The following is a 16,149-nucleotide window of genomic DNA, read 5'->3' as shown; positions in this document are numbered from 1 at the left end:
TTTAGTTCTTCTTCAAGGAGAACTTTTTTATTTATAAAAAATTAATATTATGGAGGATGGTAGCATGGTAGCAAAGAAAAAAATTTCAATTCTTACAGCAGTTCTTTTAACATTATCAATTTTTGGAGGTTGTGGTAAACCACAGGACACCAAAGAAAAAGCTCTTGGTGATAAAGAGGTAATAAAAATAGGGATTACTCAAATAATAGAGCATCCAGCCCTTGATAAATCCAGAGAAGGCTTTATTGATGCATTAAAATCTAAAGGTTTTGAAGATGGTAAAAACATTAAAATAGATTATCAAAATGCACAAGGAGATATGCCTACAACTCAATCAATAGCCAAAGATTTTGTTTCTAAAAAGGAAGATATTATATTTGCAGTGGCAACACCTTCTGCTCAAGCGGCTTTTAACGCAACTAAAGAAATTCCAATTCTTATAACAGCGGTTACAGACCCAGTAGATGCAGGGCTTGTTAAATCAATAGAAAAACCAGGAACCAATGTTACAGGAACATCAGATATTGTTCCCATAGAAGCTCAACTAAAGTTATTAAAAAAAATAATGCCAAAGGCAAAAAAAGTTGGTATTTTATTTAATACAAGTGAAAATAATTCACAAATACAAGTTAAAAATATTAAAAATGCTGCTTCAAAATTTAATTTAGAAGTTATTGAGGCGTCAATAACAAATGTAAATGAAGTACCTCAAGCTTTAAATTCACTTTTAGAGAAAGTTGATGTTTTGTATACACCTACAGATAATACAGTGGCTTCAGCTATGACAATGATTTCTAATGAATGTTTTAAGAAAAATATACCAATAATAGGTGCAGAAAGAGCTCATGTAACGGGAGGAGCACTTGCAACTATAGGTATTGACTACTATAAATTAGGATTTCAAACAGGACTTTTAGCAGTAGACATTATTAATGGGAAAAAACCTAGTGAAATGCCTATAGAAACCTTAGAACAAATGCAACTAGTTATTAATGAAGATTCTGTTAAAAAACTTAATTTGAATATACCTAAAGAATTAATAGAAAAAGCAGAGATGGTTAAGAAAGGAGATAAATAAATGGATATTTTAATTAATGTATTAGAACAAGGACTTATATTTTCCATAGTTTCCCTTGGAGTATATATAAGTTATAAAATATTAGATTTCCCTGATTTATCAGCAGATGGAACATTTCCATTAGGAGCAGCAGTAACGGCTGCCCTAATAGTTAAAGGTGTAAATCCTTTTATAGCTTGCATAGTCTCATTTGCAGCTGGATGTATAGGAGGATTAACAACAGGAATACTCCATGTTAAATTTAAAATAACAAATCTTTTATCTGGTATTTTAGTTATGTTAGGCTTATATTCTATAAATTTAAGAATTATGAAAAAATCTAATGTGCCTTTATTCGGAGAAAAGACTATTTTTTCATCAAGTATAGCACCTTTAGTTATAATAGTTTTATTTGCAATTTTATCAAAAATATTATTGGATTTATTTTTAAAAACTAAATTAGGCTTTTTATTAAAAGCAGTGGGAGATAATGAGCAATTAGTTTCATCTCTTGGAGTAAATAAAGATGTAATTAAAGTTATAGGACTTATGATTTCCAATGGACTTGTAGCATTGGCAGGTTCAATTATGGCTCAACAAGGTGGATTTGCAGATGTTGGAATGGGCATGGGTACTGTAGTTATAGGACTTGCAGCAGTTATAATGGGAGAGTCTTTATTTGGTAAAATAAATTTTATAAAAGCAACAACTACTACTATTTTAGGTTCTATTTTGTATAAAGGAGCAATTGCCCTAGCTTTAAAATTTGGACTTCAATCAGCAGATTTAAAGCTTATAACAGCAGTTATTGTGGTTATGGCATTGTCTTTAAATGGCAAAAGTTTAAACTTTAAAAGAAAGAATAAAGCTATAGTTGGAGGTGATGGTGTTGTTAACAATAAAAAACCTATCCAAAGTATTTAATAAAGATACAATTAATGAAAATAGAGTTTTGGATAATTTTAATGTTGAAATAGAAGAAGGAGATTTTATTACAATAATAGGAAGTAATGGAGCAGGAAAGTCCACATTATTAAATTTAATATCAGGGACTTTAGAACAGGATAATGGAGTTATAAATTTAAATAATAAAGAAATTAGTAATATGCCAGAATATAAACGTACAAGATTTATAGGAAGGGTTTTTCAAGACCCTTCAAAGGGAGTTTCACCTAATATGACCATTTTAGAAAATATGTCCATGGCCTTTAATAAAGGCAAAAGATTTGGATTAACCATGGGAATTAATAAAAAGGACATAGAAAAATTTAAGGAAATGCTAACAGAATTAAATTTAGGATTAGAAGATAAATTAAATACTAAGGTAGGACTTTTATCAGGAGGACAAAGACAGGCTATGTCTTTAATTATGGCAGTAATGTGTAAACCTGAACTGTTGCTCTTAGATGAGCATACAGCAGCACTAGATCCTAAAACTTCAGAGAGAATAATAGAAATTACAGAAAAAATAATTAATGAAAATAAAATAACTACACTGATGGTTACTCACAATATGAATCATGCTATAAGTATGGGAAATAGACTTTTTATGATGCATAGCGGAGAAATAGTTTTAGATATAAAAAATGAAGAAAAGGATAAATTGAATATTGATAAGCTTTTAAAGTATTTTGAAAAAATTCAAGCAAAAGATGCACTAAGTGACAGAGTGTTGTTTTCCTAAGAAAATTCTTATGAGAGGGCGGTCTTATATAATGATTAAAAAATCATTGGATAAGACCGCTTTTTTATTGGAAATTAAATGGCAAGGATGAAGGCTTAGTAATAGAATATATTTAACAAATTATTAGATTATTTATAACTATAATATCCATAATATATTTAGGGTGCTATAATATAACTAAACATAAAAAATAAGGGGGAAGTAAAAATGAATACAATAGATTGGATAGATGGAGAGATGTGTCAACAAATGGATGTAGAAGTTTTGTCTACAATGTTTGGTGAAGATTTAGAATGGGATAAAATCGAAAATATAAAAAGCTATTCTTGTGGACAAAAGCTTGAAGTAAATTATAAAAATGGAGAAACTCATATATATACTAATTCTTTTGGCACATACAGTAGGGAAAAATAGTAATTGTAGTAGAGTATTTAAAGATGAATAGAAGCTGTGGTACCAAGGAATTTACATACAACGTAATGTTTATTCTTAATGCCACAGCTTCATTTTAATATTATATCTTATTTAAGGAACATAAACACTTTAACACAGTTAGAATTTAACTTGTTTTTTCCACCATCCAAAGGCTACATTATTATTAATTAATTCATTATTAGCGGATCTTAAGAATAATGAAAAATTTCCACCTGCAGGTATTATAAATTTCCCATCTTCTTCTGAAACTATAGTTGTGTTAGGTGGAACAATACGGTCATATATATTAACTCCACCACATGGGATTCCATGGGTAGACTGTACATATTCTAATAAAACCTTAGGCTTTGGTGGAGGACATAAAGCTGTATTAGCAGGTGATACAAAGGAAGAAATAGCTGGATTTCCAGGTGGTCTTGTATTTAACCAAATTTCAGCTTTAATTGTACTTGAAGAAAAATTAGAAATTGTAAATACATTAACAAATAAATCCTTACCAGAGTTTTTAGGATTTACTAAAGCAGCCCATGCATTACTACCATTACCAATAATGGAGTTTTTCCTATAAAGTATATGCCTTGCAGAGATTTATATAATGGATTTGGAATACTAACTACTTGTTGTAATGGTCTTACCAATGATTCATGTTGGCATAAATCATTTTTATCTAACATAGTAACACATCCTTTTAAATATAAACTATTTAAATTATTTAATAGATAAAAATTAAAATTTTATCTATTAGTATATTGTATTGATATAACTCAAAAAAGTTGTAATATTTTAACGAATATTAGTGAAGGATACAATATTATAGATAAAAGCTTTACCAGATGATTTAAAATAAAAGTATATTGTAGAACATTGATTTAAAAGGATTTGATTAGCTTTTTTAAAATATTTTTGCAAAAAATTAAATCGCCTGGTAAATTTTCAATGAAACATTGAATTATCAATGGCTTTATGCTATCCTTAATTTTAAGGAATGTGGATTTTACAGTGGTTGAACAATAACATAGGATGTATTTAAACAGCATAATATCTTTGAATTGTAAAGTAAAAAAATACCGTATATTCTATTTGGAATAATACGGTATTTTAATACTATTTTTAAATTGATTTTTCTTATGTTTTAAAGGAGCTAACCAACAAACTGATAATTATCACAGAGTTTTACTTTGCTTCATCAATCTTTTGGATGGTATCTTCACGAATAGCTTGTCTTAAAGATTTTAAATAATCGGAGAACGCAACCTTATCATCTGCGTAGGTTAGATTGAGTTCAAATTCTTTGGGAATCCAAGTAGACAAGTCTGACATATTGTGCTGAATCAATGCTTCAAGGCCATCAATGGCTTTATAAATTTGAGATTCAACTGTTTTGCGTTCTGCCATTTCTTCATAAAGTTCTCGCATTTCTACTGCATATTCCTCTGGCAAGGAATCAACCCAGTTATAAAGCAGATTTTCTTCCATCAGCTCGTGGTCTAGGTTCTTTTCAAAAGTAGGAATATCTCCAGTAAAACATTCTCCCAAGTCATGAATAATGCACATTCTGATAACCTTATCCATATCAGCTTCGGGGAATTCATCCCTTATAAAGAAAGCTATCAAGGTCATCATCCAACTATGTTCTGCAACACTCTCATGTCTGCCTTTGGAAGTATAGCAATGACGAGTTGTATCTTTAAGCTTTTCGGCCACCAATAATGCATCTAATAATTTTCTTGCTTCCATATTCACTCCCCCTACAAATTTTCAATTTATCAAGTAGTTTAATAAATAACTAACTCGCATAATAATACAATTATAACTTAACTAAAACATATTTTACAAATACCGTACTCTTAATTAGTTTGTAATAATTTTAAAAGGCAATATATTAAAATATGAGGATTTGACAGGAATTCATTAAAATAATGTAATCCTATTAAAGATATAGGAATAATATGAAATATACAAAATAATATTTTTATTATTAAAGGTAAACCTATATAAAGATATAAAAATAAGACCAGATGAGGAACACAAATATAACAGTCCATGGAATATAGCATCAGAATTTGATGTAGATATGAGCTTTTCAATAGATGAAATAAAAACTATGTTGGATGATTATGTGGAAAATAAGAAAGTTAATTTAGATAAAGAATACTTTGCAAAAAAGATTTATTTTTACACTTCAGGATATCCTTTTTTAGTAAGTAAACTTTGTAAAATAATAGATGAAAAGATAATGTTAGAAAATGAATTGGAATGGGAAAAAGAGTATTTAGAATTAGCTGTAAAAGAACTTTTAAAAGAGAGCAATACTAACTTTGATAGTTTAATTAAAAATATAGAAAATAATAAAGAATTACAAGAATTAGTTAGAAAAATAATTTTAGATGGATATGAAATTACTTATAATGAAGACAATCCACTAATAACCATGGGAGTAACATATGGAATATTTAAAAACTCCAATGGAAAAGTTAAAATCCACAATAGAATATATGAGCAAAGAATATATAATTATATGATTCCTTAATAGAAACTAAAATAAATCTAGGATTTTATAGTGAAAGAGAAAAATATTTTAGGAATAAATTGTATTCAAAAAGCTTTGATAAGTTTAAAGTTTAAAAGTGATGAGAAGCATCAAAAGATAGTGGTAAGCGGTAATTTGGATAATGTGTATTTTTATGTAGATGAACAGTGGACGATTGAAGCAATATTAAACATTATAAAAAATTGTATTGAACATACAAAAGAAGGAGGAGAAATAAAAGTACATATTTCTGAAACTCCTTTGTTTAGTAGAATTTTAATTGAGGACAATGGAGAAGGCATAGATAAAAAGGATTTACCACATATATTTGAAAGATTTTATAAAGGAAGCAATTCTGTTAATGCAGAAAGCGTAGGTATTGGACTTGCTTTAACCAAAGTGATTATAGAAAGGCAAGGAGGAACCATATTAGTAAACAGTAAAAAGGGAAAAGGAAGTAAGTTTACTATTACTTTTTTAAAAGGAATAATATAGAAAACTTACTATTTAGTAAGATAAAAATCACCTTCCTGTAAGTTTCAAATTTTATAATGATAATAGAAACACACAATAAATAAAAAATATGAAGTAATAGTACAAAATAGGGAGGAAGATTAATTAATATTTTAGGATTACAGCATAGAAGAAATCATTTTCCGTCAGAACTTTCAGGGGGACAGCAACAAAGGGTGTCTATAGGGAGAGCATTAGCTTATAAACCTTCAATAATATTAGCAGATGAACCTACAGGGAATTTAGATAGTAAAAATAGTAAGGAAATAATAGAACTACTTAGATTTTCAGTGCAAAAATATCATCAAACATTGATAATTATAACTCATGATTTAAATATTGCATCTCAGGCAGATAGAATAATAGGAGATACTGCTTCATCTAATATACCTTGATCTTCTAAATATAATTTCATAGCTTTCCAACTCTGTTCAAATGTAAATTCAAACCTTTGGATAATACCATCTATTATTATATCATCGCTAATATCTTTTTCCAAAGCTTCTTGTAATCTAGAGAGTGCATTTACAAAATCATTTATTCTTTCATCTAATCTTTTTGGCATGGTAAATAACAACTCCTTCATTTAATATATTTTTTATTAAATCTTCCTTATTTAATTCGTTAAATGCTAATATATCAAACATTAAGCAGGTATCTAAATCCTCTATATCAAAAGTGATTTTAGCCAATGTTAAATGGCTTAATTCTTCACCAAATATACATAAATCTATATCTGAATTATACTTATTATCACCTCTGGCACGTGAACCAAATAGTAATACCTTTTCAACTTGAGGATACTTTGAAAAAATTATTTCTAATTGAGTTTTTAATTTATTATCTAACAAAATTTTATCACCTACATCAATAGTTTTTATATCTTTAGTATAACAATTACTAACTTTTTATACAATGATACTTAGTGAATAACTGTTAATTGAATAAAAACATCAGAATATCATATAATAAATTAAATAGTTATAAAAATACATGTTTATTTTTACTGATTATTTGATATAATATAAGTAGGATATAAGAAATAAAAATAGGGTGTTGGTAGCACCCTATAGTATACAATTCTAGTTGCTTAGGCAACTGGCATCACTATTTAATATTAAATTAAAAATAGTAGCTATCCAATTGCGAGTGGGGCTACTATTTTTTTGACATTTTCTCTATAAGTAGCACTATAAATGTTAATAGTGCTACCAAGAATACTCCTGCCTGAAATAGTAACATTAAAACATCGTTACCCATAGGCATCACCTCCCTTCAAAAGGGATAAAGCGATACCAGTAGCCCACAATGAACTATATTGAATTGTACTAGAAAATTATAACATATAATGTCTGAAGATTCTATATTCAATGTTTAAATAGGAAAAATCATTATAAAAATCTGGTTGTATAACAAGCTATATTTTCCGCCATACTAAAAAAGAAATCAGAAAGAAAAGCGACATTATTCTAAAATGTGCATTAAAAAAGTTTAAAAAGGAGAGAGATATTATGAGAAATAAGCCAGATGATAGAAGGGATAATGTAGATAAAATACAATATTGATAAGACTATTGAAAATTGTCATCGTGCTAATGAAATGATTGCAAAAACAAACGATGAAAAAATGAAAGAAACACTAGAAGAAAAAAATGAAAGAAGAAGAGAAGCACTTAAGGGTATGAGAAGTGAAATTAGGGATGAGGCAATATATCAAAAAAATAGATATAGATAAGTTATAAATAATAACACTTTTAATAGTGCAACAAGTTGTTGCACTATTAATGTTTTATAAATTATGATTTTCGCCTCATAGCTTTAATAATTTTTTTTGTTTCTTTATCCACTTTTTATTAACTATTTATATTTTTTCAATTGTAAGTAAGTATTCTTTAATTTTTAGTCCACCACCATATCCTATTAACTTCCCATTTGCACCAATTACTCTATGACAGGGAATAAAAATCGGAAGAGGGTTTTTGTTGTTGGCCATACCAACTGCACGTGCAGCTTTAGGATTTCCAATATTTTTTGCAATTTCTCCATAACTTTTAGTTTCTCCAAAGGGAATTTCTCTTAATGCTTTCCAAACCTTTTGTTGAAAATCTGTACCTTCAGGTAAAAGGGGGAGATCAAAATCTTTTCTTTCACCTAAAAGATATTCATTTAATTGCTTATAAGCTTTTTTAATCAATTCAGTTTCTTTTTCTTCAAAATTATCTAATAGAGGACATTCATTAAAATATAGGTGGGTAATTGCAGTTCCATTTTCAACTATATAAATTTTACCTATTTCGGTTTGGTAGGAGTATATGCTATTCATAGTACTTACCTCCAATAATATATTAATTTGATGATATATATATAATACTATATTTATATATAAAAAAATTAACAACTTATTTTAATTTTATTATTTATTTTCCACTTATTTTGAATTTAAGTACACTGTAAGTGGTATCATAAATAAATATAGAAAATTGTGATATAATGAAAGACAGTTACTAAGGTTGGAGAGAAGAGATTAATACTTTTGGCTTTGATAGACAAGCAAGTATTTCTGTAAATAAGAAGAAATAAGTAAATTAATATAAAAAAGTTAGAAGGTGATATTTATGGGAAATAATAATTTAGATAAAATAAGCATAATAAAAGGAGATATAACCAAAGAGAATGTAGATGCCATTGTTAATGCAGCTAATAGCAGATTGCTTGGTGGCGGTGGGGTAGATGGAGCCATACATAGTGTAGGAGGTAGTGAAATTCTTAAAGAATGTAAGAAGATCATAAATAAAATAGGAAAATTAGAAACAGGAAAAGCAGTTATAACATCAGGAGGAAATTTAAAAGCAAAATACGTTATACACACAGTAGGTCCTATATGGAGAGGCGGAAACTATAATGAAGAAACTTTATTAGCAAATTGCTATATAAATAGTTTAAACCTAGCATTAGAAAAAGGTATTAAAACTATAGCTTTCCCCAATATAAGTACAGGTGTATATGGATTCCCACAGGATTTAGCAGTTGAAATAGTATTTAATACCATGAAAGAAAATATAGAAAAATACAAAGAGATAAAAGAAATTAAATTTGTTTGCTTTGATGATTGGAATTACAAATTGTATTTAAAAAAGTTTAGTTAATCAGGATAAAACCAGGGGACGGTTAATGAAAACTAAAGACAGAGATTGTATATACTAATATTTATAATACATGTAAATGATTATTATGGGGGGAGAATTATCAATATTTTATTTTGCAACATAGCTTGGATGAAGTATTATAATGGGGTTACAAAGGAGGACAAACCTATAAATGGTGGTTCTTATGTTGATGAAAATGGCTATGCTTATGAATGTTTTAATTTTCGGGATTACAATGGTAAATGTTATGGTTTTGTAGAAATGAAAGGAGATATGGCCTTAGAACTTCATTATAAAGATGTTAAAAAGCATCAATCTTTCATTAAAATGGAAATTGATGATATGGTAATTATGAGATTTAAATAGTGTTTTCATTTTGTTTCTAGGTGATGATTAAAGAAAAGTTGCAAAAATTAATTTTTATAATAATATTATTAAGGAAAGAGGTTTTATAAATGAGTTATGAAGATAAGAATTTATAAAAAAAGTTAAATGCCATTTATGGATAAGTATTGAAGATGTATTTTATATGAAAAATAAATAAAATATTAATATAAATTATTTTTTTAACAACCACTTTATTAGTAAAAGTGGTTGTTTTTTATGAAAGATAATCTAAATGTTATTACAATATGTTTTTTAATCATATTTTTTTTAATTTATGACAATAATCAAAAATAGAGGAGGAATATAAATTTATGGATAAAGGGTATAGATTAGAATATACAACTGTGTGGGATTTTGAAAATAGGGGAAGTTGGGCAAGTCATAAAGGAGATTATCCAGGTAATTGGAGTCCATATGTACCAAGAAATTTAATTTTAAAGTATTCAAAAGAGAAAGATTTAATATTGGATCAGTTTTGTGGTAGTGGTACAACTCTAATAGAAGCATCACTTCTAAATAGAAGAGCAATTGGATGTGATATTAATGAAAGAGCAATAAATACTTCTAATAATAGATTAAATAGCGTTAATAAGGAAAATATAATTTTATTAAATAGAGATGCTAGAAATTTATATGATATAAAAGATAACTCAATAGATTTAATATGTACTCATCCACCTTATGCAAATATAATAAAATATAGCAATAATATAAAAAATGATTTATCATTACTAAACATATTAGAATTTTATAAATCAATGGAAAAGGTTGCTAATGAATGTTATAGAGTATTAAAGGATAAAAAATATTGTGCTATACTAATGGGAGATACAAGAAAAAATGGATGTATTATTCCTTTAGGTTTTAACATAATGAATATATTTATGAATTCTGGGTTTAAAATAAAGGAAATAATAATAAAAAAACAGAACAATTGTAAATCAACAGAATATTGGAAGAAAATTTGTATTGAAAAAAATTTTTATTTAATTGCACATGAATATTTATTTGTATTTATTAAAAATTTATAGGCAGATTAAGATTCATTGTTAGTAAATTATTGTAATTAAAACTAAAAATAATATATAATATAATATGTATTAGTGTTTTTTGCTTAGATATGGAAGAAAACAAAGCTATGTTAAAGCAATAAAAGAGATAGATTTGGGAGGAAATACGTATGAAGAAAAGACGAAATAAATTCGTAGCACCAGTAGTAAAATGGGTAGGAGGCAAAAGACAGTTAATAACAGAGATAGAAAAATATTTTCCTGATAAATATTCTACTTATTATGAACCATTTTTAGGGGGGGGAGCTGTTCTTTTTCATTTTCAACCTCCAAAAGCTGTAGTTAATGATGTAAACAATGAATTAATAAATTTGTATATTGTTATTAAAGAAAATGTAGAAGAGTTAATATATGAATTAGAAAAGCATAAAAATGAAAAGGAATATTTTTATAAAATTAGAGCTTTGGATAGAAATAAGGAGTTTTATGAAAGTCTAACAAATGTTCAGAAAGCAGCAAGGATATTATATTTAAACAAAACTTGTTTTAATGGATTATTTAGAGTAAATAATTCTGGGGAGTTTAATACCCCTTTTGGAAAATATAAAAATCCAAATATAGTTGATAAAATTACCTTAACAGCTGTAAGTAATTATTTTAATCAAAATAATATAAAGTTTATGTGTGGCGATTTTGAAGAGGGAGTAAAGGGTATAAGAAAAGGGGCTTTTGTGTATTTAGACCCACCATATGATCCTGTTTCCGATAGTTCAAATTTTACTGGGTATTCTAAAGGAGGATTTGGAAGAGATGATCAGAAACGTCTTAAAAAATTATGTGATAAATTAAATAAAAGAGAGGTTAAATTTTTATTATCTAATTCAGCTACGGATTTTATAAAAGATTTATATAAAGATTATGAAATAGAAATTATTAAGGCAAAAAGAGCAATAAATTCAAAAGGAGATAAAAGGGGAGAAGTTGATGAGGTGCTTATCAGAAACTATTAGTAAAACTAAAAATGATGATGCATGGGAAAAGCTATTTGAAAAGTATCGCATTATAGAAAAAATAAATAAAGAAGGTAAGTTTGAAATAACATCTGCTCAGATTAATGAATTTAGAGAAGCAAGACTTATGACAAAATTTGATCATAAAAATAATCTACCTAAGTTATTTAGTAAAAATAAGTTTTCAATATTACCAATTACAAGAGGAAGGTATGTTATTTCTAGGTTTGAGGCATATAAGAATTTTGAAGATATTAATAGTAAAATAACAAAGATATCCTTTCCCAATTATATTGAAAGTATTGATTATAAAAATATAACTAGCGAGGCAATGGCAATAAATTGTGCTTATGTATCTGGAATAATTTCTGATTTTCTTGAAGATAAAAAAATAGTTCCAACTGTTACAGGAAGAATGAGTTCTTCATCATTTGAATTTTTAATTAATAATGTGGAATTTAATAAAAAGATACCTTTAAAAGTTATGAATTCTCAGGTGGAAATTGATGGAGGATTTGAAGGAAAGTATGCACTTGCATTATTAGAAGCTAAAAATTCCATATCAGAAGATTTTTTAATAAGACAATTATATTATCCTTTTAGACTGTGGAATAAAAAAGTATCCAAAGAAGTTAAACCTATATTTATGACTTATTCTAATGATGTATTTTCATTTTACGAATATAAATTTACTAATGAATTTGAATATAATTCTTTAAGGCTATTAAAACAGAAGAATTATATAATAAATAAAGAAGATATTTTACTTGAAGATATTTTAGAAATATTAAATTCAGTAGCTATTGTAAAAGAACCAAAAGTGCCGTTTCCACAAGCAGATAATTTTAAGAGAGTTATAAATTTATGTGAATTACTAACAAAAAATAATATGACCAAAGATCAAATTACACTCAATTATGATTTCGATCCTAGACAAGCTGACTATTATGTAAATGCAGGTATATATTTAGGACTAATTTGTAGAAAAAAAGAAAAGAATAAATCTATATATACTATATCAAACTTAGGAAAGAATATAATGAAGCAAAACTATAGGACAAGACAATTAAGTTTTGCAAAGTTAATTCTTGAGCATAAAGTATTTAATTATACATTAAAATTATATTTTAAAAAATGTGATTTTCCTAGTAAAACTGAAGTAGTAAATATAATGAAAGATTCCAATATGCTTAATATAAAATCTGAGGAAACATTTAGAAGAAGAGCATCATCTATAATAGGATGGATTAATTGGATATTAAATCTAAGTAAATAAGGAAAACTAAAAATCAGGGGAAAAATAAGGGGACGGTTAATGAAAATTTACCATATTTTTAAGGTGAATTTAATTAACCGTCCCCTGAAATTGCCCAAAAGAATGTTATAATATTAATAGATAGATTCAAAATAATTTGTGGAGATAATATAATAAATGAATAATAAAACTATTAAAGGAATATTGGTAATTACCTTTATATCCATATTGATAATGTATATTGTAGACTACATTGTTAATCCTGGTTATATTTATAAATCAGCAATAAAAATAGTAGTGTTTTTAATTTTACCAGTTGTATATACTTTGTATGATAAGAATATAAAGTTAAAATATATTTTTAAAATCAAATCTAGAAGAGATTTAATTTATTCGATAATTTTAGGTTTGGCAATATATTTTGGAATATTGACAGCTTATTTTTTGCTGAAAAATTTTATTGATTTGGATAACATTGTAGGGGTATTGGATAAAAATGTAAAAGTAAATAGAAGTAATTTTTTATGGATAGCTTTATATATTTCATTTATTAATTCACTATTAGAAGAATTTTTCTTTAGAGGTTTTATATTTTTAAATTTAAAAAAAATAAGTAAGAGAAAATTTGCTTATATAATAAGTGCCGTTGCTTTTTCTATATACCATGTAGCTATTATGGCAAATTGGTTTAATCCAGTTATTTTTCTCTTAGCAATGATAGGATTATTTATTGGAGGGGTTATATTTAATTATTTAAATGAAAAGAACGAAAATATATATAATTCTTGGGTTGTACATATGATGGCTAATTTTTCAATAAACACCATAGGATTTATAATGTTTAGGATGATTTAGTTTTGTAAAAATTTTTGGAATTAAAGGAGAGATAGTATGAACTACGTAGCTATAGGATTTATAGTTATTTTACTTATTTATTTTAATAATAATGATAATAGTAACAAAATACAGAGAGATCAAAAAAGAATAGAATCAAAGTTAGACAGGATTTTAGAACATCTTGGATTACCTGAATTATGTAATGAATATGTAAGTGATGAACTTAAAAGTGAATTAATAGAACTTATTAGAGAAAATAAAAAAATTAAGGCAATAAAAAAATTAAGAGAATCTACAGGAATGGGATTAAAGGAAGCAAAGGATTATGTTGATAGTTTATAAAATAAAAGTATCTTTCTAAAATTTAGGAAAGGTACTTTTTTTATTTTAGTTGCAAATTAACATTATTAGTGATATAGTTAATTATATAAGTAACTAACCAACTAACTAAAAGTTAAGGAGTGATATTTATGTATAAAGAAATTTGGAACAAGTATAAGAGGGGATTTAAATTTTTGTTGCCATTTATATTAGTACAGATAATTTTTCAAAGTTTTAATTTTAATTTACAATTTACTAATTATGATTTCATTGGAGAAGGGGGAAGTTTACTAGAAAATTTCTCGATTTTCAATGAAGCAATATCAAATAATATAGTAAAAATATCATTTGAATTATTTGTAGGCACATTATTTTTCTCAATTTTAATGGTAACTATAAAAACATTATTAAATAAAGGAACAGTAAATTATGGAGAAAGTTTTAAAGAAGGTATATCCTTATATCCAAGATATTTATTAATAAATGTAGTCCTTTTCCTTATATCATCAGTGTTAATATTTTTAGGATTCTGGTCTATATTCATACCATTTATGGTTATTCTGATGATTTATTTCAATATAATATTAACACCATGTAAAGCATATTTGGTATATTACAATACAAGTGCAGGGGATGCTTTGAAAAAAGGAATGGCAATGGGTAAAAAGTATTCTGGAGAAATAATATTACTAGGCTTGGGAGCAGGAATTGTATTCATTGTTATTGGAGGTATAATGTCTGCATTCAATATAAATCCAGAAACCAATTTAATTATTTATTCAGTTACAAGTTTTATAAATGTAAATATACAAATATATTTTGCCATGTTTGTTATGAATATTTGTAAGAGAGAAGAAAAAGTACAAAAGGAAATACTGGGATACTAAATTGCTAAACTAGCAGGAAATTAAATAAATTTAAAAGAACTTTAAATGAAATTTAAATGAAATTTAAAGGGGACGGTTAATGAATTTTTGCCATAGAAAGGATAACTTTTCATTAACCGTCCCCCAAATTTTATTAATTTTTATCCAAAAATTTTTAAGTTTGCATTAACAGTTTGCATTAACCGTCCCTCAAATTTTATTAATTTTTATCCAAAAATTTTTAACTTTTCATTAACCGTCCCCAAAAATTTTTAAATTTAGTCCCCTAAATTTAGTTTTGAGAATTAATAATCTTTAAGATTTCTTTTCTCATTTCTAAATATTCAGGTGAGTATCTTACATTTTCCCCATTATCCTGTGAAACTTTATAGGTGAAATTTGTATTGAATTCTTTAAGGATTTTTCCTGGTCTACTTGACATTACAATTATTCTGGTAGCAAGTGACAGAGCCTCGTCCACATCATGGGTAATAAGAAAAACTGTATTTTTAGTTTTAGTCCAAATTGTTCTTATTAGGGTTTGCATGTTTTCCCTGGTTAAAGCGTCTAATGCTCCAAAGGGTTCGTCCATTAAAATCATTCTAGGATTATTTACTAAAACCCTTGCAAGAGAAGCTCTTTGCTTCATACCACCAGAAAGTTCATAGGGTTTATGCTTTTCAAAACCATTTAAACCAACAAGTTCTAAATATTTACTTGTCAACTTTTCAGTGTGGTCTTTAGAAAACTTTCTCATTTTCAAACCAAAAGCCACATTGTCATGAATATTTAACCATGGATATAGGGTAGGACTTTGAAAAACAACACCTCTGTGCCAATCAGGTCCACCAATAGTCTCTCCATCCATTTTAGCAGTGCCTTCTGAGGGTTTTAAAAATCCTGCAATTATCTTTAATAATGTACTTTTACCACAGCCTGAAGGACCGAGTACGCATATAAATTCTCCTTCTTTAATATCTAAATTTATATGCTCAAGAGCAGTAACATCATCTTTTTCACCAGAATATTTTAAATTAACATCTTTTAATGATATAACATAATTTTTATGATTTTTATTATTTAACATTTCATCCATGTA

The 16,149-nt window shown here is 26.8% G+C and carries 20 protein-coding genes and 3 pseudogenes; 16 read left to right on the top strand and 7 right to left on the bottom strand.

Translation table 11 applies throughout. The features are described 5' to 3' along the window. The first annotated feature begins 64 nt into the window (after nucleotides 1-64). From CKV72_RS06160 to CKV72_RS06145, 4 genes are all read left to right on the top strand, one after another. Nucleotides 65-1,078 carry an ABC transporter substrate-binding protein gene (locus CKV72_RS06160; RefSeq protein WP_089866541.1) on the top strand — a complete coding sequence of 338 codons (1,014 nt, stop codon included), beginning with the start codon at nucleotides 65-67 and terminating at the stop codon, nucleotides 1,076-1,078. Beyond that, a complete protein-coding gene (locus CKV72_RS06155; protein ID WP_095177769.1) occupies nucleotides 1,079-1,981 on the top strand; it encodes an ABC transporter permease in 903 nt (300 codons plus the stop codon). It abuts the gene before it with no gap. Next, nucleotides 1,947-2,741 (top strand): ABC transporter ATP-binding protein, encoded by a 795-nt coding sequence (locus CKV72_RS06150; RefSeq protein ID WP_095177768.1) that lies wholly within the window; start codon nucleotides 1,947-1,949, stop codon nucleotides 2,739-2,741. The genes CKV72_RS06155 and CKV72_RS06150 overlap by 35 nt, the downstream gene beginning before the upstream one ends. Nucleotides 2,742-2,948: 207 nt before the next feature. Then, entirely contained in the window at nucleotides 2,949-3,155 is a 207-nt protein-coding gene (locus tag CKV72_RS06145; RefSeq protein WP_089866533.1) for a hypothetical protein, read from the top strand. A gap of 138 nt (nucleotides 3,156-3,293) precedes the next feature. Here CKV72_RS06145 and CKV72_RS12385 read toward each other — a convergent pair whose 3' ends face one another. Continuing rightward, complete coding sequence (locus CKV72_RS12385; RefSeq protein ID WP_238056389.1) at nucleotides 3,294-3,725, bottom strand: DUF6143 family protein; 432 nt, start codon at nucleotides 3,723-3,725, stop codon at nucleotides 3,294-3,296. Between the two features lie 624 nt (nucleotides 3,726-4,349). Continuing rightward, nucleotides 4,350-4,913 (bottom strand): HD domain-containing protein, encoded by a 564-nt coding sequence (locus CKV72_RS06135; protein WP_095177767.1) that lies wholly within the window; start codon nucleotides 4,911-4,913, stop codon nucleotides 4,350-4,352. Between the two features lie 265 nt (nucleotides 4,914-5,178). Here CKV72_RS06135 and CKV72_RS06130 point away from each other — a divergent pair. From CKV72_RS06130 to CKV72_RS06120, 3 genes and pseudogenes are all read left to right on the top strand, one after another. After that, nucleotides 5,179-5,753: pseudogene (locus tag CKV72_RS06130) on the top strand (AAA family ATPase); the annotation flags it as partial. Nucleotides 5,754-5,781: 28 nt separating this feature from the next. Further along, a complete protein-coding gene (locus tag CKV72_RS06125; RefSeq protein WP_169712351.1) occupies nucleotides 5,782-6,201 on the top strand; it encodes a sensor histidine kinase in 420 nt (139 codons plus the stop codon). 119 nt (nucleotides 6,202-6,320) lie between these two features. Further along, nucleotides 6,321-6,614, top strand: a pseudogene (locus CKV72_RS06120) (ATP-binding cassette domain-containing protein); the annotation flags it as partial. Here CKV72_RS06120 and CKV72_RS06115 read toward each other — a convergent pair. The 3 genes from CKV72_RS06115 to CKV72_RS06105 all read right to left on the bottom strand — a co-directional run bounded on the left by CKV72_RS06115 (nucleotide 6,566) and on the right by CKV72_RS06105 (nucleotide 7,479). Next, entirely contained in the window at nucleotides 6,566-6,784 is a 219-nt protein-coding gene (locus tag CKV72_RS06115) for an HI0074 family nucleotidyltransferase substrate-binding subunit (RefSeq protein WP_089866527.1), read from the bottom strand. The pseudogene CKV72_RS06120 and the gene CKV72_RS06115 overlap by 49 nt on opposite strands. Then, a complete protein-coding gene (locus tag CKV72_RS06110; RefSeq protein WP_089866524.1) occupies nucleotides 6,765-7,070 on the bottom strand; it encodes a nucleotidyltransferase family protein in 306 nt (101 codons plus the stop codon). Before CKV72_RS06110 ends, CKV72_RS06115 begins: the two co-directional genes overlap by 20 nt. A gap of 307 nt (nucleotides 7,071-7,377) precedes the next feature. Continuing rightward, nucleotides 7,378-7,479 (bottom strand): putative holin-like toxin, encoded by a 102-nt coding sequence (locus CKV72_RS06105; protein ID WP_035109768.1) that lies wholly within the window; start codon nucleotides 7,477-7,479, stop codon nucleotides 7,378-7,380. A 251-nt stretch (nucleotides 7,480-7,730) separates the two neighbouring features. Here CKV72_RS06105 and tlp point away from each other — a divergent pair. After that, nucleotides 7,731-7,953, top strand: a pseudogene (tlp, locus tag CKV72_RS06100) (small acid-soluble spore protein Tlp). A gap of 126 nt (nucleotides 7,954-8,079) precedes the next feature. On the opposite strand, the gene CKV72_RS06095 reads toward tlp, so the two are convergent. After that, on the bottom strand, nucleotides 8,080-8,541 hold the full coding sequence (locus CKV72_RS06095) for a methylated-DNA--[protein]-cysteine S-methyltransferase (protein WP_089866518.1): 462 nt from the start codon (nucleotides 8,539-8,541) through the stop codon (nucleotides 8,080-8,082). A 292-nt stretch (nucleotides 8,542-8,833) separates the two neighbouring features. Here CKV72_RS06095 and CKV72_RS06090 point away from each other — a divergent pair, with 292 nt between their 5' ends. The 8 genes from CKV72_RS06090 (at nucleotide 8,834) to CKV72_RS06055 (ending at nucleotide 15,071) form a co-directional block, all read left to right on the top strand. Beyond that, on the top strand, nucleotides 8,834-9,364 hold the full coding sequence (locus CKV72_RS06090) for an ADP-ribose-binding protein (RefSeq protein ID WP_095177766.1): 531 nt from the start codon (nucleotides 8,834-8,836) through the stop codon (nucleotides 9,362-9,364). 129 nt (nucleotides 9,365-9,493) lie between these two features. Beyond that, the gene (locus CKV72_RS06085) at nucleotides 9,494-9,730 is read left to right on the top strand and encodes a hypothetical protein (RefSeq protein ID WP_095177765.1); all 237 of its coding nucleotides are present in this window, start codon (nucleotides 9,494-9,496) and stop codon (nucleotides 9,728-9,730) included. 332 nt (nucleotides 9,731-10,062) lie between these two features. Further along, on the top strand, nucleotides 10,063-10,782 hold the full coding sequence (locus CKV72_RS06080) for a TRM11 family SAM-dependent methyltransferase (protein ID WP_089867267.1): 720 nt from the start codon (nucleotides 10,063-10,065) through the stop codon (nucleotides 10,780-10,782). A gap of 149 nt (nucleotides 10,783-10,931) precedes the next feature. Next, nucleotides 10,932-11,771, top strand: coding sequence for a DNA adenine methylase (locus tag CKV72_RS06075; protein WP_089867265.1), 840 nt, complete (start codon nucleotides 10,932-10,934; stop codon nucleotides 11,769-11,771). Beyond that, complete coding sequence (locus CKV72_RS06070; protein ID WP_202192293.1) at nucleotides 11,746-13,047, top strand: type II restriction enzyme; 1,302 nt, start codon at nucleotides 11,746-11,748, stop codon at nucleotides 13,045-13,047. The genes CKV72_RS06075 and CKV72_RS06070 overlap by 26 nt, the downstream gene beginning before the upstream one ends. Before the next feature lie 156 nt (nucleotides 13,048-13,203). Beyond that, nucleotides 13,204-13,881, top strand: coding sequence for a CPBP family intramembrane glutamic endopeptidase (locus tag CKV72_RS06065; RefSeq protein WP_242955710.1), 678 nt, complete (start codon nucleotides 13,204-13,206; stop codon nucleotides 13,879-13,881). Nucleotides 13,882-13,917: 36 nt separating this feature from the next. Further along, the gene (locus tag CKV72_RS06060; protein ID WP_089867259.1) at nucleotides 13,918-14,205 is read left to right on the top strand and encodes a ribosomal protein L7/L12; all 288 of its coding nucleotides are present in this window, start codon (nucleotides 13,918-13,920) and stop codon (nucleotides 14,203-14,205) included. Between the two features lie 128 nt (nucleotides 14,206-14,333). Next, complete coding sequence (locus CKV72_RS06055; RefSeq protein ID WP_095177764.1) at nucleotides 14,334-15,071, top strand: hypothetical protein; 738 nt, start codon at nucleotides 14,334-14,336, stop codon at nucleotides 15,069-15,071. A gap of 271 nt (nucleotides 15,072-15,342) precedes the next feature. On the opposite strand, the gene CKV72_RS06050 is transcribed toward CKV72_RS06055, so the two are convergent. After that, on the bottom strand, nucleotides 15,343-16,146 hold the full coding sequence (locus CKV72_RS06050; protein WP_089867254.1) for an ABC transporter ATP-binding protein: 804 nt from the start codon (nucleotides 16,144-16,146) through the stop codon (nucleotides 15,343-15,345). Nucleotides 16,147-16,149: the final 3 nt, after the last annotated feature.

The organism is Clostridium cochlearium, from assembly GCF_900187165.1.
In the GTDB taxonomy this organism is placed as follows: domain Bacteria; phylum Bacillota; class Clostridia; order Clostridiales; family Clostridiaceae; genus Clostridium_G; species Clostridium_G cochlearium.
The sequence above is the reverse complement of the archived record's forward strand: the minus strand, read 5'-3'. Positions and strand labels throughout refer to the sequence as shown.